This is a genomic window from Desertimonas flava (genome assembly GCF_003426815.1).
In the GTDB taxonomy this organism is placed as follows: Bacteria; Actinomycetota; Acidimicrobiia; order Acidimicrobiales; family Ilumatobacteraceae; genus Desertimonas; species Desertimonas flava.
This window is the reverse complement of sequence record NZ_QKYK01000006.1, coordinates 62,227-81,033: the sequence shown is the minus strand read 5'-3', so window position 1 is coordinate 81,033 and position 18,807 is coordinate 62,227. Positions and strand designations below refer to the sequence as shown.

General features: G+C 70.7%; 18 protein-coding genes. 11 read left to right on the top strand and 7 right to left on the bottom strand.

Annotated features, from left to right (window positions below):
• Positions 1–139 precede the first annotated feature (139 nt).
• Positions 140–628 (bottom strand): beta-class carbonic anhydrase, encoded by a 489-nt coding sequence (locus DN771_RS09410; protein ID WP_116997112.1) that lies wholly within the window; start codon positions 626–628, stop codon positions 140–142.
• A gap of 34 nt (positions 629–662) precedes the next feature.
• On the opposite strand from DN771_RS09410, the gene fdhD reads away from it, so the two are divergent.
• Both fdhD and DN771_RS09400 read left to right on the top strand, forming a co-directional pair.
• Complete coding sequence (gene fdhD, locus DN771_RS09405; RefSeq protein ID WP_116997260.1) at positions 663–1,466, top strand: formate dehydrogenase accessory sulfurtransferase FdhD; 804 nt, start codon at positions 663–665, stop codon at positions 1,464–1,466.
• Positions 1,467–1,520: 54 nt separating this feature from the next.
• The gene (locus tag DN771_RS09400; protein ID WP_116997111.1) at positions 1,521–2,183 is read left to right on the top strand and encodes a chlorite dismutase family protein; all 663 of its coding nucleotides are present in this window, start codon (positions 1,521–1,523) and stop codon (positions 2,181–2,183) included.
• A gap of 26 nt (positions 2,184–2,209) precedes the next feature.
• Here the strand turns inward: DN771_RS09400 and DN771_RS09395 are convergent, their stop codons facing one another.
• Entirely contained in the window at positions 2,210–3,610 is a 1,401-nt protein-coding gene (locus DN771_RS09395) for an ABC transporter substrate-binding protein (protein WP_162941745.1), read from the bottom strand.
• Positions 3,611–3,746: 136 nt separating this feature from the next.
• Here DN771_RS09395 and DN771_RS09390 point away from each other — a divergent pair, with 136 nt between their 5' ends.
• The gene (locus DN771_RS09390; protein ID WP_227462299.1) at positions 3,747–4,451 is read left to right on the top strand and encodes an NUDIX hydrolase N-terminal domain-containing protein; all 705 of its coding nucleotides are present in this window, start codon (positions 3,747–3,749) and stop codon (positions 4,449–4,451) included.
• Positions 4,452–4,495: 44 nt separating this feature from the next.
• Here DN771_RS09390 and DN771_RS09385 read toward each other — a convergent pair whose 3' ends face one another.
• Entirely contained in the window at positions 4,496–5,425 is a 930-nt protein-coding gene (locus tag DN771_RS09385; protein WP_116997109.1) for a PAC2 family protein, read from the bottom strand.
• Between the two features lie 40 nt (positions 5,426–5,465).
• Between DN771_RS09385 and DN771_RS09380 the strand changes: the two genes are divergently transcribed.
• Positions 5,466–5,921, top strand: a complete 456-nt coding sequence (locus DN771_RS09380) for a GNAT family N-acetyltransferase (RefSeq protein WP_227462298.1) — start codon at positions 5,466–5,468, stop codon at positions 5,919–5,921.
• Positions 5,922–5,933: 12 nt separating this feature from the next.
• Here the strand turns inward: DN771_RS09380 and DN771_RS09375 are convergent, their stop codons facing one another.
• Entirely contained in the window at positions 5,934–6,752 is an 819-nt protein-coding gene (locus DN771_RS09375; RefSeq protein ID WP_116997108.1) for an amidohydrolase family protein, read from the bottom strand.
• Positions 6,753–6,831: 79 nt separating this feature from the next.
• Between DN771_RS09375 and DN771_RS09370 the strand changes: the two genes are divergently transcribed.
• Positions 6,832–7,260 carry a MarR family winged helix-turn-helix transcriptional regulator gene (locus DN771_RS09370; protein WP_162941744.1) on the top strand — a complete coding sequence of 143 codons (429 nt, stop codon included), beginning with the start codon at positions 6,832–6,834 and terminating at the stop codon, positions 7,258–7,260.
• 14 nt (positions 7,261–7,274) lie between these two features.
• On the opposite strand, the gene DN771_RS09365 is transcribed toward DN771_RS09370, so the two are convergent.
• Positions 7,275–7,790, bottom strand: a complete 516-nt coding sequence (locus DN771_RS09365) for a HEAT repeat domain-containing protein (RefSeq protein ID WP_116997106.1) — start codon at positions 7,788–7,790, stop codon at positions 7,275–7,277.
• Positions 7,791–7,904: 114 nt separating this feature from the next.
• Entirely contained in the window at positions 7,905–8,225 is a 321-nt protein-coding gene (locus DN771_RS09360) for a hypothetical protein (protein WP_116997105.1), read from the bottom strand.
• Between DN771_RS09360 and DN771_RS09355 the strand changes: the two genes are divergently transcribed.
• From DN771_RS09355 to DN771_RS09345, 3 genes are all read left to right on the top strand, one after another.
• Positions 8,215–9,501, top strand: coding sequence for a S16 family serine protease (locus DN771_RS09355; RefSeq protein WP_162941743.1), 1,287 nt, complete (start codon positions 8,215–8,217; stop codon positions 9,499–9,501). The two genes, DN771_RS09360 and DN771_RS09355, sit on opposite strands and share 11 nt — an antisense overlap.
• An 87-nt stretch (positions 9,502–9,588) precedes the next feature.
• Positions 9,589–11,562: a DivIVA domain-containing protein gene (locus DN771_RS09350; protein WP_162941742.1), complete on the top strand. Its 1,974-nt coding sequence runs from the start codon at positions 9,589–9,591 to the stop codon at positions 11,560–11,562.
• Between the two features lie 38 nt (positions 11,563–11,600).
• On the top strand, positions 11,601–14,603 hold the full coding sequence (locus DN771_RS09345; RefSeq protein ID WP_205528502.1) for a UPF0182 family protein: 3,003 nt from the start codon (positions 11,601–11,603) through the stop codon (positions 14,601–14,603).
• Between the two features lie 13 nt (positions 14,604–14,616).
• Here DN771_RS09345 and DN771_RS09340 read toward each other — a convergent pair whose 3' ends face one another.
• Entirely contained in the window at positions 14,617–15,087 is a 471-nt protein-coding gene (locus DN771_RS09340; RefSeq protein WP_116997101.1) for a hypothetical protein, read from the bottom strand.
• 92 nt (positions 15,088–15,179) lie between these two features.
• Here DN771_RS09340 and DN771_RS09335 point away from each other — a divergent pair, with 92 nt between their 5' ends.
• The 3 genes from DN771_RS09335 to gdhA all read left to right on the top strand — a co-directional run bounded on the left by DN771_RS09335 (position 15,180) and on the right by gdhA (position 18,786).
• Positions 15,180–16,082: an alpha/beta fold hydrolase gene (locus DN771_RS09335; protein WP_116997100.1), complete on the top strand. Its 903-nt coding sequence runs from the start codon at positions 15,180–15,182 to the stop codon at positions 16,080–16,082.
• A gap of 32 nt (positions 16,083–16,114) precedes the next feature.
• Positions 16,115–17,227, top strand: a complete 1,113-nt coding sequence (locus tag DN771_RS09330) for a cupin domain-containing protein (protein ID WP_116997099.1) — start codon at positions 16,115–16,117, stop codon at positions 17,225–17,227.
• Between the two features lie 179 nt (positions 17,228–17,406).
• Entirely contained in the window at positions 17,407–18,786 is a 1,380-nt protein-coding gene (gene gdhA, locus DN771_RS09325; protein WP_116997098.1) for an NADP-specific glutamate dehydrogenase, read from the top strand.
• Positions 18,787–18,807: the final 21 nt, after the last annotated feature.

Genomic DNA, 18,807 nt, shown 5'->3' with positions numbered 1-18,807 from the left:
TCGGAGGCGGTCGAGGCGGTCGAGACGGGTGAAGCGGTGGCGGTGGCGGTGGCGGTGGCGGTGGCGGTGGCGGCGAGAGCGATACCCGCGCCGACCGGCACGAGCGCAGCAGCGACGGCCGCGGCCACCGCGCCCCGGATCACGTCGGGATCCGCTCGTACCGCGTCGACTCGGTGATCTCCCCCGTCTCGACGTCGTACACGAAGCCGGCGATGACGTTGATCGGCGTCAGGTACGGCGACGAGCGGATGATCTCGACGTCCTCGGCGAGTGCCTCGTGGTGGTCGGCGATGGCGTGGAACTCGATGTCGGCGCCGGTGAGCTCGTGGAGCTGCTCCTCGGTCACGCCCGCCAGACCACACTTGGTGTGCTGCATGACGACCACGGTGTTCACGCCGAGCACGTGGCTGGACAGAGCGAGGCTGCGCACGACGTCGTCGTCCACCCGTCCGCCGGCGTTGCGGATGACGTGGGCCTCGCCGAGATACAGGCCGAGCACGGCGAACACGTCGATGCGTGCGTCCATGCAGGTGACGACGGCGAGTTGGCGGCTCGGCCTGGCCTCGTGCACGCGGGCGCGTGCCCCGGCGTAGTGGGCGTTGGCGTCGAGCAGGCGGGCGATCTCCATTGGCGCCAGTATTGCCGCGGGTACCGTGGCGGCCGTGGCTCGATCGCGGACGAAACGCCTGCTCGTGACCCGAGTCACGCCGGACGGGACCAGACGGCGGCCCGACGAGCTGATCGTCGAGGAGCCGATGACGATCCAGCTCGACGGTGAGGTGGTGAGCACCACCATGCGCACGCCGGGCAACGACTTCGAGCTGGCCGTCGGCTGGTGCTTCACCGAGGGCCTGCTCGGCGGCGCCCCGGTCACCGGCGTCCGCTACTGCGCCAACGGGTCGGCGATGGCCAGCGAGTTCAACGTCGTCACGGTCGAGACGGGAGGGCGGGCACCGATCCCCGCCCCTCGCCTCGTGTCGACGTCGTCGAGCTGCGGCTGGTGCGGCAGCGACCAGCTCGACGAGCTCGCCGGCCGCCTCGCGCCGCTGCCCGAGGGTCCGTCGATCGACGTCGCCGTGCTCGGAAGGATGCCCGATCGGGTGCTCGGCGGCCAGGGACTGTTCACGTCGACGGGGGCGGTGCACGCAGCCGCTGCGTTCGACGCCGACGGCACTGTGCTGGTGACCCGCGAGGACGTCGGTCGCCACAATGCCGTCGACAAGGTGATCGGTCGCCTGCTCCTCGACGGCGTCCTGCCGGCGCTCGCCGCCGACGGACCGGCGCGCGGTCTGTTCGTGAGTGGCCGGGCGTCGATCGAGATGGTGCAGAAGGCCTGGGCCGGCGGGTTCCGGGCGCTCGTGGCCGTCAGTGCCCCGACCTCCCTGGCCGTCGAAGCGGCGCAGCGAGCCAACCTCGTGCTCGCCGGTTTCGTCCGCGCCGACGGCTTCAACGTCTACGCCCCCTAGTCCCAGCGGCCGGGAGCTTGCGGTCATTCCGGCGGTGCCCCATAGGGTGGAGGCATGCGTGTCGAGACCGGACTTGGCGTCCTCCACCTGTTCTGTGTCCCCGCGGGTGACGTCGATGTCGAGGCGGCCGATTCGGCGATCAAGGACGCCCGGTCGTCCGACGCCCAGGTGCTGGTGTCGTCGATCCTCGGCCACAAGTGCGACGTGGCGATCATGGCGCTGCACCCGGACTGGACGGTGCTGCGCCGCCTCCAGACCGCCCTGCAGGTGGCGGGGCTCCGTGTCGTCGACAGCTACGTCAGCATCACCGAGGTCAGCGAGTACGCCAAGGGCATGCCCGAACACATGCTCCGCGAGCGGCTCTACCCGTCGCTGCCGCCCGAGGGCAAGCCGATCTTCTGCTTCTACCCGATGACCAAGCGGCGCGGTGACACCGCCAACTGGTACGCCACGCCGTACGACGAGCGCAACGAGATGATGCGCGAGCACGGGGCGAGCGGCCGCACGTTCGCCGGCAAGGTCACCCAGCTGATCACGGGGTCTACCGGCCTCGACGACTTCGAGTGGGGCGTCACGCTGTTCGCCGTCACTCCCGAGGTGGTCAAGGAGGTCGTGTACACGATGCGCTTCGACAAGGCCTCGGCGCTCTACGGCGAGTTCGGCCGGTTCTACGTGGGCTACCTCACAGATCTCGCCGAAGCGCTCGGCCGCGCCTGAGCGGGCGCCGCACATGTTCGTGCGGCTCAGCCGGTGCCGGAAGTGACGGTCCCGTAGGTCACCTCGACGATCAGCCCGGGATCGATCACGTACGTCATGACGGTCGTACGGCCGGGGTCGCCGGTGGCGGTGAACGGCTTCACGACGTTGGTGGTGTTCACGCCGTTGTAGTCGATCTCGCGGCCTTCATCGAGGCGGGCGATGCAGTGATTGAACGTGTCGCACGGCACGCCGCCATCGGCCGTGAGTGGCATCTGCTGGGCGATGAGCGTCGGATCGTCGGTGTCCTTGGTGATCGCGCTGAGCACGATGAGGTTGATGCAGTCGAACGTGTTGAGGGCGAACGGACCTTCGGGGATCGTCGCGTCGGGATCGGCCTCGGTGGTCGGCGGCGACGAGTCGGCGCCGGTGGGGGTGGGCTCGACGACGGGTGCCGGCGCGGCGGGGACGCCTGCGACGGGGGCATAGCGGACCCAGTTGTCGATCAGGGCCTGCGGCCACGAGGCGTACACCGACGGATCGGCCGCGGTGATCGCCTCGTTCACCATGACCCGCGGGAGGTCGTCACCGCCGAGCACTTCGACGTTGCGGGCGATGGCGTCCATCACCTGCATGCCCTGGATGCCGTCGGACAGCACGATGATCGTGCTCTCCGGCGAGTCGGTCGCGACCCGGGCGATCTCGTCGTCGAACTCGGTGTCGGTGGTCGACAGCGGGATCTCGTCGGTGATGTTGAGACGCCAGGATTCGAGGTTGCGGGCGGCGGCGCGGCGGAGTCCCTGGCCGTACTCGTCGTCGCGGTAGAGCACGACCACGTTGGACACACCCTCGCGGTTCGCCGAGTAGGCGATCGCGGCCATCTGGCCGGACTCGCTGGGAATGGTGCGGAAGAACAGCCCGTTGCGGTCGGGGTGGAGGTCGAGCATCATCGTCGATGCCGTCGGGCTGCACGTGAGCACGCCGGCTTCGGTCAGCTGCCCGAGCACCTGCACGGCGACGGTCGACGAGGCCGGCCCGACCACGGCGTCGACCCCCTGGGCGAGCAGCTCGTCGATGGCCGCAGACGCGGACTCGGCGTCGGCGCCCTCATCGGCCTTCACGAGCTCGACGGGCTCCCCGTGGAACATCGTGGTGTCGTTGATGCGCCGGATGGCGAACTCGGCGGCGTTGTTGGCGGGAATGCCGATGTCGGCGCCGGCGCCGGTCTGCGGGAGGAGGAGGCCGATGCGCAACACGCCGTCGTCGCGGTCGACGTGCGAGCCGTCGGAGGATGCCGGGGGCTCGATCGCTGGTTCGGTCGGGGCGCTCGCAGGCGTTCCCGTTGCCGGCGTCACGCTGGCCGAACCGGGGCCGGCCGCGCACGACACGAGGCCGAGCGCGGCGGCCGCCGCCGGAGCGAGCAGCAGAGAACCCGGCCGGCGACGCATCAGCTCCACCCTACTGATCCGTCGGCCTCCGGAGGAGGCGACAGCGCCGTCGGCGGTGACGGGCGGGCGTGAAGGGGGCGAGCGTGACGTGCCGGCGCCTCGCCGGCCGTGAGGACCACGGCACTAGCTTGACGTCGTGTCTGCCGATTCCGCCGAGCCCCTCCTGACCCGAGATCTGGTCCGCTGGAGCGAGGCGTTGGCTGCGATCGCCCGGACCGGGCTGGGGTTCACGCAGAACCTCTACGAGCGCGAGCGGTTCGAGGAGGTGCTCCACGTCGCCGCCGACATCAAGATGGCGGTCGATCGCCTGCTCGACCCCACGGCGACACCAGTCGAGCACGATCAGCACGTCCAGGAGTGGCTGCGGTCCGTCGGCAACGGTGTGCCCGGATACGTGACCCCCAAGGTGGCCATCGGGGTCATCGTCGGCAACGACGCCGGCGAGGTCCTGCTCGTGCAGCGCGCCGATTCGGGGATCTGGCTGTTCCCCACGGGGTGGGCCGACGTCGGCTACTCGCCGGCAGAGGTGGCGGTGAAGGAGGTGCACGAGGAGACGGGCATCGAGTGCGAGCCGGTGCAACTGCTCTCGGTCGTCGATGGTCAGCGGCGTGGCTTCAGCCGCTTCGGCATGTACATGCTGCTGTTCCACTGCACGGCGGTCGGCGGCTCGCTGCAGGGGCACCCGCTGGAGACGGCCGACGTCGGCTGGTTCGCCGCCGACCGGCTTCCCGACGCCACGGCCGGCGCCGACTGGTGGGCGCCGATGGCGTTCGCGGCGATCACCGGCGAACGGCCGGCGACGTTGTTCGACGACGTGCGGTCACCGATCTGGAGGAGTTGACACCAGTCGTCGCCGGTCGACGGGCGACTGGCCGCCGAGCGCGGTCAGTCGTCGCCGGTGGCGCCCTCGGGTCCGCCCTGCTGCAGGAAACGTTCGACCTCGGCGACGAGGTCCTCGACGTCGGCCTCGTCACCGACGCGCTCGTCGGCGCCCCGCTCGCCGCCGACGGTGTCGTCGTCGTCATCGTCATCGAGGTCGTCCTCGGTGGCGTCGGCCATCAGCACCTCGAGGCGGGTGACGTAGGCGGCGAGGTCCTCGTTCTCGGCCATCATGCCGGCGACGCGCTGGTCGTACTTGGCGATCGCCGGACCGAGCGCGTCGATGGGCGGCTCGGCGCCGATGATGCCGCACGCTGCGCTCACGAGCGCGGCCGACGCCTTGGGCCAGGGCATCTGCGCGGTGTAGCCGGGCACCGTGGCCCACAGCGACACGGCAGGGCGACCGGCGGTGCTGAACGCGTCGCCGAGCACACCGACGATTCCCGTCGGTCCTTCGTAGGTGGAGCGTCGCAGATCGTGACGGTCGACCAGCTCGGCGTCGGTGGCGGTACCGATGACCTGCACCGGGTACGTGTGCGGATAGTCGGCGAGGAGGGCGCCGAGGCTGATCGTCATCGACGCGTCGAAGTGCTCGGCGAGCCCGACGATCTGCTGCGAGAACCGGCGCCACTGCAGCGCCGGCTCGGGGCCGAGGATGAAGATGGCGTCGGCGCCCGGCAGCGATGCCGACCAGAGCTGCACGCTGGGCCAGCGGATGCGCCGTCGGCCGTCCGCGAGGTAGACGCCCGGCCGGACGGTGGCAAAGTCGGTGAACGGTTCGGGGTCGATCTCGCCGAGCGGGGCCGCTCCCCAATGCGACACCATCGTGCGCACGGCGGTGGACGCCGCCTCGCCCGCGTCGTTCCACCCGGAGAAGGCGTAGAGCATCACGGGGTTGCGCAGGTTGGGGGTGGCCGCCAGGCGGACGTGCTCCATCGACCTCAACGATACGCCTGACCAGCGGTAGCGTCACGACGTGACCGAACAGGCCGACAACGACCGCCCCGTGACGATCGAGGTCGTCGACGCCGTCGACGACGAACTGCTGGCAGCATTTGCCCGACTGGTCCCGCAGCTGTCGCGGTCGTCACCGCCGCCGGGGCGCGAGGAGCTGAGCCAGATCGTGTCGTGCGCCGATACGGTGCTCTACGTCGCCCGGCTGGGAGGCGAGATCGTCGGCAGTCTCACACTCGCCTTCTACCGCATCCCCACCGGTCTCAAGGCGTGGATCGACGATGTGGTTGTCGACTCGGCAGCGAGCCGGCGGGGGATCGGCGAGCTGCTGAGCCGCACCGCCATCGAGGAGGCTCGGGCGCGCGGCGCCAAGTCGGTGGACCTCACGAGCCGTCCCGATCGCGAGGCGGCCAATCGCCTCTACTCCCGCATCGGCTTCGAGCCGCGCACGACCAACGTCTACCGCTACGCCCTCTGACCGCGCCGCCCGTCAGTTGAGGCCGAACACCTCGCGCGCGGTACCGCCGAGGAAGGCCGTCTCGCCGTCGGCGTCGAGGCCGAGTTCGGCCAATCCGGCCAGGCAGCGCTGTGGCGAGAGCATCGGCCAGTTCGTCCCGAACATGACGCGGTGGCGACCGATGCCGTGGAGGTGCTGGACGAACGCCGGCGGCAGGCGGTGGACGGCGTACGCCGACGTGTCGACGTAGAAGTTCGGAAACTTGGCGGTCATCGTGTGCACCTCGTCGATCCACGGGGCCCCAACGTGGCCGCCGACGACGACGAGTTCGGGGAAGTCCAGCATCACCCGCTCGAGGTAGGGGATCAGCCGGCCGGTCTCCGACGTCCGCAGCGGCCCCGTGTGGCCGATCTGGGTGCAGATCGGGAAGCCGGCGTCCACGCACGCGGTGTACACGGGGTAGTAGGACCGGTGATCGGGCGGGAGCTCCCACAACCACGGGACGATCCGCACGCCGACGAAGCGTTCGTCGGTCGCCACGTCGCGGATCGCGCGCACGGCATCCATCGGCCGCCGGAGGTCGACCCCGGCAAGCCCGCGGAACCGTGTCGGTGCGCTCTCGACCTGCGCCGCGACCTCCTCGTTGCTGATCAGGCTCCCGGTCGGTCCGTACCAAGCCGACAAGAGCGCGAGCTCGACGCCGGCCGCATCCATCGCGGCGACGGTGGCGTCGCTCGTCGCCTCCAGTGCCTCGCCCGTCTGGCGGGTCCAGCGGAGCAGCGGCTCCAGCCACGGCTCGGTCAGCATCCGCTCGGTCGGCATCTGTGCCCAGGCATCCACGGTGTGCGACATCGGTCCTCCTTGACGTCTCTCATGACTTCAGTTCTGAAGCAATAATACTTCAGAAATGAAGGACGCGTACGATGCGGCGGTGACGTCCGCCCACGAGCTCCGCCTGTATCACCGGATCCAGACCACCGCTCACGTGCTCAAGAAGCTCGCCGACACCGTGGTGGCGCCGACGGGTCTGTCGACGTCCCAGCTCGCCGTGCTGGCGATCGTGGGCGACCAGGGGCCGGTCCTGCAGCGGCGGGTCGCCGCCCAGCTGGCGATCAACGAGTCAGCGGTCACGCCGATGGTGCAGCGCCTCGAGGCCGAGGGCATGGTGCGGCGCGTCGAGGGGTCCGACCGGCGTTCGCGCACGCTGGAGCTCACGGCCGCCGGTCGGCAGGCGTCAGAACGCGCCGGTGCCCTGTTCGCGTCGGTGAACCTGGCGATCGACGGGGCGCTTGCCGACCCCGAGCTGCGCCAACTCGCCGGCCTGCTCGACCGTGTCCGAGCCGCGGCGTCAGCGGACTGACGGGTGACGACCGGTCACTCGTCGTGAGGGATCAGGTCCTCGGCGGCCTGGCGCACCTGCCAATCGCGGTCGGCGAGTGCGCGCTGCAGCGCAGCGGTGACCTCGGCGGCGCGCCCGTACTCCGGGTCGAGGAACGGGGCGAGGGCGAGCACGGCGCGTCGCCGCACGGCCGGCTTGTCCTCGGTGGCGGCCAGGATGGCGGTGAGGCCGCGGTCGGAGCCCAGCGCACCCAAGGCGGCGACGCTGGCCTCGCGCACGAGGGGGTCAGCGGCCGAGCCGGCGAGGGTCACCAGCCGGTCGACCACCGCGGTGGGCGCCGTGTCCCGCTCGCCGCACGCCCACGCCGCCACCTCGACGACGGACGCGTCGGCGTCGGACAGCGCCGGGATCAGGTCGACACCGGGCCGGGTGGCGGCGAGCGTGACGGCGCGGCGGCGGACGCCGGCGTCGGGGTCGGTGAGGTACGCGCGCACCGTGTCGTCGTCCAGCAGGTCGAGCCGGGCGAGCGCGCCGAGCGCGGCGGCGCGCACCGACGGGTCGTCGGCAACGAGGCCGGCCCGGGCGGTGCGGGCGTCGCCGGTGTGTCCGGCCAGGGCGACGGCCCGCCGGTCAGGCGGCGCGTCGATGGCGGGCTCGCTTTGCGCTCACTGCTTCAGCAGATCGGTCATGCGGATCACGATCAGCGACACCGCGAAGGCGAGCGACGTGGCGATCACGGCGCCGACGACGAGGGCCAGGCCGCCGCTGGCGAGCAATGACCACAGACGTTTGAGCGGATTGGGCGGCGTGTAGGCCGGGGTCGGCTCGCGCACCACCGCGAACGGAACCTGGCGGGGACCCGACTGGCCGCCGCGCGACGTTTTCGGCGTCGCCCTGGCAGTCTTACGCCAGCCCGTCAGCAGCAGCGCAACGAGCGCCAGCCCGACGACGAGCGCCGCACGGATGGTGAGATCGTTGACCGACACGCAGTTCCCAACGCTAGACGGCGAAGCGTCCGGATCACCGGCACGCCCGCTCGGCGGTGGCTGGGCGGCGACCGCGGTCATCGCCCCGCGGCGCTCACACCGCTACTGGGCCGTGCCGCTGGCGGTGCTGGCCGGGCTGATCGTCGTGGTGATCGTGGTCACGGCCCTCCTGCCGGCGTCGCTCGTCGCCACCAACCTCGATCCTGACCCCGACAACCCGGGCGAGTACGTGGAAGTCGCCGCGCCCTACGCCAGGGTGCCGGCCGCGGCCCAGCCGGTGGCCGAGCGGGTGTCCTTCGGGGATCTCGACGCCGCAGGGATGCAGGGCGTCGAGGCTGACACCGATCCCGACGGCCGGGTGTACTTCGTCACGATCCAAGAGCCCACTCAGTCGGTGCTCGGCCACTTCCTCTGGGGAGGCGGGCCGGAGATCGAGACGCTCAGCCGGCGCGACAAGTACGGCGACCAGACGCCCACGCAGCGGCGCACCGTGTCGCTCCAGATGATGCGCACCTCGGGCCAGGTGGCCCAGTACGTCGCGCTGAGCCGGGCCGGCTTCGACGCCGAGATCGTGCCCGGTCCGGTGCAGGTGGAGTACTTCTACTGTCTCGAGGTCATCGACGACGAGACGTGCGGGACGTGGGTGCCGAGTGAGGCCCAGCTCGAGGTCGGCGACACGATCACCGAGGTCGACGGCACGCCGATCGCCGACCGCGATGATCTCAGTGCCGTGCTCGACGGGAAGCAGCCGGGAGACACGGTCGACGTGGTGGTCGACCGCGTCGACGCCCAGACCGGCGATGTCGCGTCGGTCGAGGTCGATGCCGTGGAGCTGATCTCAGCCGAGGACGGGACCGGCCGTGTCATCTTCGGCTTCGCCCCGTTCGACACCGATGCGGTGTCGCTGCCGTTCGAGGTGCGGATCGACACCGGCGACATCGGCGGGCCGAGCGCCGGCCTGGCCTTCACGCTGACGCTGCTCGACGAGCTCACCGGCGGCGATCTGCTCGGCGGCCTCGACGTCGCCGTGACGGGCAGCATCGGGATCCAGGGCAACGTCGGGGCCATCGGCGGTCTGGCCCAGAAGGCCTCGGCCGTCCGGCAGGCCGGCTTGGACTACTTCATCGTTCCGGCGACACAGAGCGACGACGACCTGGCACGGGCCCGCGAGGTGGCGGGCGACGACGTCGAGATCATCCCGGTGAGCACCGTCGACGAGGCGATCGCCGCCCTCGAGGAGCTCGGCGGCGATCCGCCCGAGATCCTCGTCCGCTGAACCGGCCCGAGCGACGCCGGCCGGAAACCCCGGCCGGCGCGATTCATTGCCACCATCTGGGTGTTGTACGCATCTACGCTGCCTGGCGTGGCCATCTCCTTCTCGCGGCCCGACCCGTCTTCACCGGCGGCGGTTGCCGACGCCAACTTTCCCACGTCTCGCCGCGGCTTCGACCAGCAGCAGGTTCGCGACTTCCTCCGGATGGTCGCGGCCGAGCTCGCCCGCTCCCAGGAACGGGAGCGCTATCTCGAGCAGGAAGTGAGGGCGCGCCGCCAGGAGCCTCAGGCCGCCGCCCTCCCCGTCGAGCTCGACGACGAGACGGTGGCCCGCCTCCTCGGCGAGGAGACCACGCGTATCCTCCAGGCCGCCAGGGAGAGCTCGGCGGCCACGCGGGCAAAGGCCGAGGAGGCCGCCGACCGACTGTTGCGTGATGCTCGCGAGGAAGCCCAGCGCATGCGGGAGGACATCGAGACCGAGGTCGCCCGACGCCGCAAGGACTCGGAGAACGAGGCCGCCGCCGAGCTGGAGAGTGCCAAGCAGCAGGGTCGAGAGATGGTCGAGGAGGCGCGCGCCTACCGGGAGAAGGCGCTCAGCGAACTGGCCCGTCGCCGTGACCTCGCCCGCCAGCAGATCGACCACCTCGTCCACGCCCGAGAGCGGTTGGTGCAGGCGTTCGAGCGGGCCCGCCTCGCCGCGGCCGACGTGGTCGCCGAACTGGCCCCGCTCGGCGAATTCGACGAGTACGTGAACCTCACGCCCACCACCGGCCCGGTGCCGATGATGGTGCCGGCGTCTCGCCTGGCCGATGCCTCGGCGATCAGTGACGACGCCTTGCGTCTCCGGGCCGACCCCGACGAACAACCCGCCGAGGACACGTCTGGCGACTCGACCGCAGAGATCGTGGCGGAGCCGACTGCCACGGGGGCGCAAGGAGACGTCACGGGCGCCGACGCCGACGACTCGGCGGCCACCGAGCCCGCCGAGTCCACCGAGGGCGGTCCGGCGATCACCGACGCCGCCGCCCACGCCGAGCCGGCGCAGGCGGCGGTCGCACCCGACGCCGTCGAACCCGCGGAAGCGCCTGCCGACGAGCCGACCACCCCCGTCAGCGAGAACGCCGCCGAGGACGCGCCCGCTGAAAAGGCCTCCGCCGAGGGCGTGGGGCGCAACGCGACCGTCCTGCAGTTCCCGGCGGCCCGCGTCGCCGCCGTCCCGGCCGACGACACGCCCGGCGTCGACGACACGGCCGACGCGACGGACACGGCCGACACACCTGACGCCGAGGTGACCGGCGCCGACGAGATCGACGACGACGACGTCACGGCGTCCGACGTCGACAGCCTGTTCGCCCGGCTGCGCGCCCAACAGGACGAAACGGTGCCGGTCGCCGCCGACGCCGCCGGACCGACCGCCAGCGCCGTCTTCGAGCGCCGCGACGAAGCCCTCACCCCGCTCATCGTGGCCAGCGGTCGCAAGGTCAAGCGGGTGCTCGCCGACGAGCAGAACGCCGCCCTCGACCTCCTGCGGCGCAACGATCCCATCACCACCCTCGACGCCCTCGTCGGTGACGAGGTCACGCATCTCGGTCGCTACTACGACGCCATCTCGACCGAGCTGATGACCGCGGCCACGGCCGGATCGGCGTCGCTGGGCTCGGGTGACGTGGCCGGCACCGTCCTCGCCCCGGCCGGACAGGCGCTGCGCGACGACCTCATCCGCCCCCTGCGCGAACGTCTCGCCGAGCGCATCGCCAGCGGCGCCGGCGACAACGAAGCGGTGGCCAAGAGCGCCCGGGCCATCTACCGCGAGTGGAAGACCAAGCACATCGACGACCATCTCGACGATCTCCTGCGCATCGCGTACAACCGGGGCGCGCTGGCGGCCGTGCCGGCCGGGACGCCGGTTCGCTGGATCGCCGACCCGTCGGTCGGCGCCTGCTCGGAGTGCGAGGACAACACCCTGCAGGGTGCCGTTCCCGCCGGTGACGCCTTCCCGACGGGCCACGTGACCGCGCCCGCCCACTCCGGCTGCCGCTGTTCCGTCGTGCTCGCCGAGCGCTGACCGCCGCTTCACCGGCTCCGCTTGTAGCGTTCGCGCCCGTGCGGCGACCGTCCGATCTGCCCCGCCGGCCGCGGGGTCATACGCGCCTCCGGAAGGCCACCCGATGGACCGTGATCGGCGCGGCGGCGTTCCTCATCCTGGTGGTCGTGCTCGGTCGGGCACTGGCCCGCTTCTACATCGACGAGCTGTGGTTCGACGCGATCGGCCAGTCGGGCGTGTTCTGGTCGGCGCTCTGGGCCCGCCTCACCCTCTTCGCCATCTTCTTCGTCGCCTTCGCCATCGCCGCCGGCGTCAACCTGTTCGTCGCCGACCGGCTCGCCCCCTCGCGCTTTCCGGTGAACGTGCACCCGTTCGTCGAGCGCTTCCACGACCTGTTCGGACGCCGCCTGCGGCTGTACCGGTACCTGGCCGCGGCTCTCGTCGCCGTGTTGATAGCCCTGCCGACGACCACGCAATGGCAGTCGTGGCTGCTCTACCGCAACAGCCAATCGTTCGGCACGCCCGACGCCCGGTTCGGGGCCGACGTCGGCTTCTACGTGTTCGAGCTGCCGTTCCTGAGCTTCGTGCTCGACTGGTGGTTCTTCGCCATGATCATCGTGCTCGTCATCACGGTGATCACCCACATCCTCAACGGCGGCGTCGTCTTCGCGTCGCCGATCCCGTCGCTGAGCCAGGCGATGAAGGGGCACATCGCCGTGCTCGTCGCGGTCATCGCCGCCCTCAAGGGCGCCGACTACTGGATCCGCCGCTACGAACTCACCAACGTCCGTCGCGGGTTCGTCCAGGGGCCCACCTACTCGGTCGTCAACGCCCAGATGCCGGCCCTGCTGCTGCTCGCCGTCGTCGCCCTCGTCACGGCCGGTCTCTACCTCTCGACGCTGAAGACGCAGGCGTGGCGCATCCCGCTCGTCGCGTCGGCGGTCTGGATGGTGCTGGCCATCGTCGGCGGGTATGCCTACCCGGCGGTCATCCAGTCACTCGTCGTGCGGCCCAACCAGAAATCGCGCGAGGCGCCGTACATCGAACACAACGTCGAGGCCACGCGAGCGGCGATGGGTATCAACGACATCCAGGTCGTCGCCGTCGAGTACGGGTCGCTCAGCGGGGCTGAGATCGAGGCCGATCAGCGTCCCCTGCAACGGGTCCGGCTCCTCAACCCCACCGAGGCGCGCACGAGCTTCCAGCGCGCCGAAGGGGAGGAAGCCGGGCTGAGCATCAACGACCTCGACGTCGACCGCTACGACATCGACGGCGACGGCGAGCTGCAGCAGGTCCTCATCGCCGCGCGCGAGCTCGACCTGCAAGGTGCGGCCAACCAGAGCTGGCAGGGCCGCCACCTCATCTACACCCACGGCTGCGGCCTCGTGATGGCTCCGGCGAGCCGGGTGCGCGCCAACTCCGACCCCGACTTCCTCGACGTCGAGCTCACCCGACCACAGATCTACTTCAGCCCGGGCATCGACGGCTGGGCCGTCGCCGGCACCGACGAGACCGAGCAGGCCTGCGGTCCCGACGAGGAGCGCTATTCGGGCGAGGCTGGGGTCGAGCTCTCGTCGTGGGTGCGTCAGGCCGCGTTCGGCCTGGCGTTCATGGACTACAACCTCATCGGTTCCGGAGCCGTGGGAAGTGGCGACGCGCAGATGCTGTGGAACCGCAACGTGCGCGACCGGGTCGAGAAGCTCGCTCCCTTCCTCACCTACGACGGCGACCCCTACCCCGTGCAGGTGGATGGTGGCGTGAAATGGGTCATCGACGCCTACACGTCGACCAGCCGGTATCCGTACGCCGAGGCGGTCGGGGGTGACGTGCAGCTCCTCGAGGACAGCGGGATCCCGCGCGACGCCAACTACATCCGCAACAGCGTGAAGGCCGTCGTGGACGCCTACGACGGCAGCGTGCAGCTCTACGTCGTGGACGACGAGGACCCGATCGTGCGGGCGTGGATGTCGGCCTTTCCCGACCTCTTCACGCCGGGCGAGGAGATGCCCCTCGAGCTGCGCGAGCACCTGCGCTACCCGGAGGATCTCTTCCGGGTGCAGACCAACGTGTATTCCAAGTACCGGTTGGAAGCGGAGGACTTCTTCGAGCGCACGGGCGCGTGGTCGATCGCCCAGTCGCCGAGCGGGGCGGTGCGCGACTCCGCGGTCACGGCCGCCGAGACCGCCGAGGCGCAGAGCGCCGGCTCCGCCGAACTGGCCACCGAGTCGTCGAACGCCCGGTTCATTCCGTATTACACGCTCTTCGACGGGGTTCAGGGCGGGGGTGTCGACGGCGACGAGGACTTCGTGCTGCTCCGTCCGTTCGTACCGTTCTCTCGCGAGGACGACCGCACCGAACTGACCGCCTTCATGACCGCCTCGAGCGACGTCGACAGCTATGGGACCCTGACGGTGTACGTCACCGAAGGCCAGCGGCCCCGCGGGCCGCGCGACATCGCCACCACCGTCGAGGCCGACCAAGAGGTCACCGAGGCGGTGACCAACGTCCAGGCCGGCGGCTCCAACCGCGTGCGCTTCGGCGACCTGCAGCTGGTCCCGGTCGCCGACGGCCTCATCTGGGCCCGGCCGTTCTACGTGGCGAGCCAGCAGCCCGACTCGGCCACGGTGGTCGTCCGCTACCAGCAGATCATCATCGTCCACAACGGCGAGGTGGCGATGGCCGAGACGATCGGCGGCGCCCTCGCCCAGCTGTTCCCATCGCTCGGTGACGACTTCGACGTCGGCGAGCGGATCGGCTCGCCCGACGAGGAGAGCGAGCTCGGCGAGCCCGTGCCCGACGTGATCGACCCCGATGAGGAGCCCGCTTCCTCCGAGCCGACGACGACGGTGGGGCCCGACGACGTCCCCGACGACGTGCTCCGCCGCGTGTTCCAACTGCTCAACGAGGCCGACGCCGCGCTTCCCGACATGGGTGCCTATCAGGATAAGGTGGACGAGGCCACGGCCCTGCTGCAGCAGTACCTCCCCGACGACGTGCTCGCCGAGGTGTCGGCATCGCTCCCGGCATCGTCGGTGCCAACGCCGACGACGGGCGACGAGTGACGCGGCGACCCGCTCAGCGGGCCTTGCGGACCTGCTCGGCGAGCCGGGCGAGGTCGGCGCGGAAGGCGATCTGATACCTCGCCTGCTCGTTGGCGAGACGGGTCTGCGTGTCGCGCAGCGTCTCGATCGTCTCGTCGTCGAGCGGTTGGGGGTCGGGCCGGTTCTGCAGCGCGTCGATGTCGCTGCCGAGCTCGCTCAGCTGGTTGACCAGCTCGGTGGACACCGACGTGAGCCTGGCCTCGAGCGTGGCGATCTGCTCGGCGAGACCGTCGATTCGGGCGTACAGAGTGGCCACGGGATCTTCGGCGGCGGCCTCCGCGGCGGCGGCCTCGGCCGCAGCCCGGTCGGCCTTGGCGGCGTCGAGCGCTTCTTGCATGGCGGCGCGGGCTTCTGCCTGCTCGACGAAGGCCTGGTGGAGACGGGCGACCTCGGCCCGCACGCGGGCGAGCTCGTTGGGTTTCTTGGAGCGGCCGAAGAACGACATGTCGGCCGCCACCGTATCCGGTGAGCCGCGCGTGGGGAGAGAAGCGCCCGTGTCGCGGAGCGGACCGGTGTAACGGCGCGTAACGTTTTGGCATGACTGCTGCCGACGTCAACGGGATCAGGATCGAGTACGAGATCTACGGCGACGGCGAGCCCCTCCTCCTGGAGATGGGACTTGCCGGGCAGATGATCTCGTGGCCGTTGGACTGGGTCAATCTCCTGGTCGACGCCGGATTCCGGGTCATCCGCTTCGACAACCGCGACATCGGGCTGTCGACCACCTTCGACGCCGCCGGCCCCGTGGGGATCCCGCGCCTGGCCCGAGCGATCGTCCGGCGCCACCGGACATCGGACGCCCCGTACCGCATCAGCGACATGGCCGACGATGCCGCCGGCCTGCTCGACCACCTCGGCATCGAGCGCGCCCACCTCGTCGGCGTGTCCATGGGCGGCATGATCAGTCAGGCCGTGGCCATCCAATACCCCGGCAAGGTGGCCAGTCTCACCTCGATCATGTCGAACACCGGCGATCGACGACACGGAGTACCGGCGCCCGCCCTGCTGCGCCAGTTCCGGCGCCTTCGGCCGACGGGGCCCGAGGGCTACGTGGAGGGAACCGTCCAGGTGTTCCGGCTGATCTCGGGACCGCACTTCGACGAGGCCGAAATCCGTGCGATGGCCCAAGAGGCGCTGGACCGCCATTTCGACTCCGACGGCACGTCGAGGCAGCTGCTCGCCATCCTCGCCAGCCCCGACCGCACGGCCGACCTGCGCCGCGTCACCGCCCCCACGCTCGTCGTCCACGGGCTCGTCGACCCGTTGGTCCGGCCGAGCGGCGGCATCGCCACAGCCCGGGCCATCCCCGGATCACGACTGCTGATGTTCCCCGACATGGGCCACGATCTGCCCCGCCCGCGCTGGGAGGAGATCATCGAGGCGATCGTCGACAACGCCGTCCGCGGCGGCTTCACCCGCAAGGCTGCCGTCACGGTCTGACGCAGCTTCGTTAGCACCGCTAACGTGGTGGTGTGGCCACCACCGGCGTCGCCGCCCTCGACGAGCTGCTCGGCGGACTGATCGCCGGCGACAACGTCGTGTGGGTCAGCGAGCGCGACGAGACCTACGCGGCGATCGAGACGGCGTTCGTCGCCGCCGCGCCCGCCCCCACCCTGGTCGTCGCCGTCAGCCGGACCGAACTCCGTCGCGCGTGGCCGGGCACGGTGGAGGTCATCGACGCCTCGCCCGGTGGACGTCTCGCCCGGCCCGGTCCGCTCGCCGACGAGCTCGAGCAGCGGTTCCACGACGGGCGGCGCTGGACGATCCTCATCGACGGGCTGGCCCTCCTCGCCCGTCGGTGGGGACGCGATGCCGCCCTGGCCTTCTTCGTGCGGTCCTGCCCGAGCATGCTGCAGGCCGGGGCGATCACGTACTGGCGGATCCCGCGGACGTTGGGGGCGCCGTTCATCGATCGGGTGCGTCAGGTCACTCAGTGCCTCCTCGACGTCCGCGACGGGCGGCTGCGCGTCGTCAAGGCCGAGGGGCGGCCGGCGACGGTGCTCGACTCGGTGCACCACATCGCGCCCGAGGGAGGGGGCCCACTCACCCTGTCGCCCAACGTCGCCGGCGGTCGTCTCGCCCGCGGTCTCGCGGCGGCCCGGCGCGATCTCGGCCTGACCCAGGCCCAGCTCGCCGCCGCCGCCGGCGTGACACCGAGCGCCGTCTCCCAGGCCGAATCGGGCGCCCGCGGGCTGTCGCTCGACACCCTGCTCACCCTCTCCGATCGCCTCGGCGTGTCGCTCGATCGTCTCGTCAGCGGCACCGTGTCACCCGGCTACCAACTGGCCCGGCACGACCGCCGTGTGCGGACCGACTCGCGGGTCGCCCCGTTGGCCGACGACCCGGCGCTCGGCCTGCGCGCCTACTTCGTCACGCTGGACGCCAACGAGCGCGGCGTCCCGCCGTTCGCCCACAAAGGGACCGAGCTGGTGGCGATCGCGTCGGGCCTCGTGCAGGTCGACGTCGGTGAGGACACACCCGTGCTGCGGGCGGGAGATTCGCTGCTCGCCACGACCGCCCCACTCAGCGGTTGGCGCAACCTCCGGGCCGATCCGGCGTCGTTCTACTGGATCGTGCGCGACTGAGCCGTCGCGCCACAACAGCAGTGCTGTCGGCGCTGGGCGGCGCCGAGGGTGGTCCCTACAGTGCGGCCCTGCACGGTCGGTGCCTCGCCAACGTCGTCGAGCCCGCGAACACGTGCGCCGGCGAGCGCGCCTCGTCGGCAACTTCGTGTCGCTGTTCCAGTTGATTGATGAGGTCCCCGATGTCCACGACGTTCTCCCCGCCGGCTGCCCACCACGCCGATCTCGACGAGCGGATCGAACTGATCCTCAACGAGGTCATCGCCCGCAACCCGGCGGAGGTCGAGTTCCATCAGGCGGCCCGTGAGGTGCTCGACTGCCTCGGTCCGGTCATCGCCAAGCACCCCGAGTTCGCCGACCACAAGATCATCCAGCGGATCTGCGAGCCCGAGCGGCAGATCATCTTCCGCGTGCCGTGGACCGACGACCGCGGTGAGGTGCACATCAATCGGGGCATGCGGGTCGAGTTCTCCAGCGCGCTCGGGCCGTACAAGGGCGGCCTGCGCTTCCACCCGTCGGTCAACCTCGGCATCGTCAAGTTCCTCGGGTTCGAGCAGATCTTCAAGAACGCCCTCACCGGCATGCCGATCGGCGGCGGCAAAGGCGGCGCCGACTTCGACCCCAAGGGCCGCTCCGACGGCGAGATCATGCGCTTCTGCCAGAGCTTCATGACCGAGCTGTACCGCCACCTCGGCGAGTACACCGACGTGCCGGCGGGCGACATCGGCGTCGGCGGCCGGGAGATCGGTTACCTGTTCGGCCAGTACAAGCGCATCACCAACCGCTACGAATCCGGCGTGATCACGGGCAAGGGACTCGACTGGGGCGGTGCCCTGGTGCGTACCGAGGCCACCGGGTACGGCGCCGTGTACTTCCTCAACGAGATGCTGAGGCGGCGCGGCGAGGGCATCGAGGGCCGGACCGCGATCGTGTCGGGTTCGGGCAACGTGGCGATCTACGCCATCGAGAAGCTCCACGCGCTCGGTGCCAAGGTGGTCGCCTGCTCGGACTCGTCGGGGTACGTGCACGATCCGGCCGGCATCGACCTCGAGCTCCTGCAGCAGGTGAAGGAAATCGAGCGGGCCCGGATCAGCCAGTACGCCGAGCGGCGGCGCGATGCCCGGTTCGTCGCCGGCGCCTCGGTCTGGGAGGTGCCGTGTGACCTCGCCGTCCCCAGCGCCACGCAGAACGAGCTGCACGAGTCCGACGCCGTGGCCCTGGTGAAGAACGGATGTGTCGCCGTCGCCGAGGGCGCCAACATGCCCACCACGCCGGCTGCGATCCGGGTGTTCGCCGACGCCGGTGTGGCCTTCGGGCCGGGCAAGGCGGCCAACGCCGGCGGTGTGGCGACCTCGGCGCTCGAAATGCAGCAGAACGCCTCGCGCGACTCGTGGACGTTCGAGCACACCGAGGCCCGCCTGGCCGAGATCATGCGCAACATCCACCAGCTCTGCGACGAGACCGCCGAGGAGTTCGGAGCGCCCGGCGACCTCGTCAAGGGCGCCAACATCGCCGGCTTCCAACGCGTCGCCCACGCCATGGTCGCGTTAGGTCTGGTCTAGTTTCGACCGCTTCCGCATCGT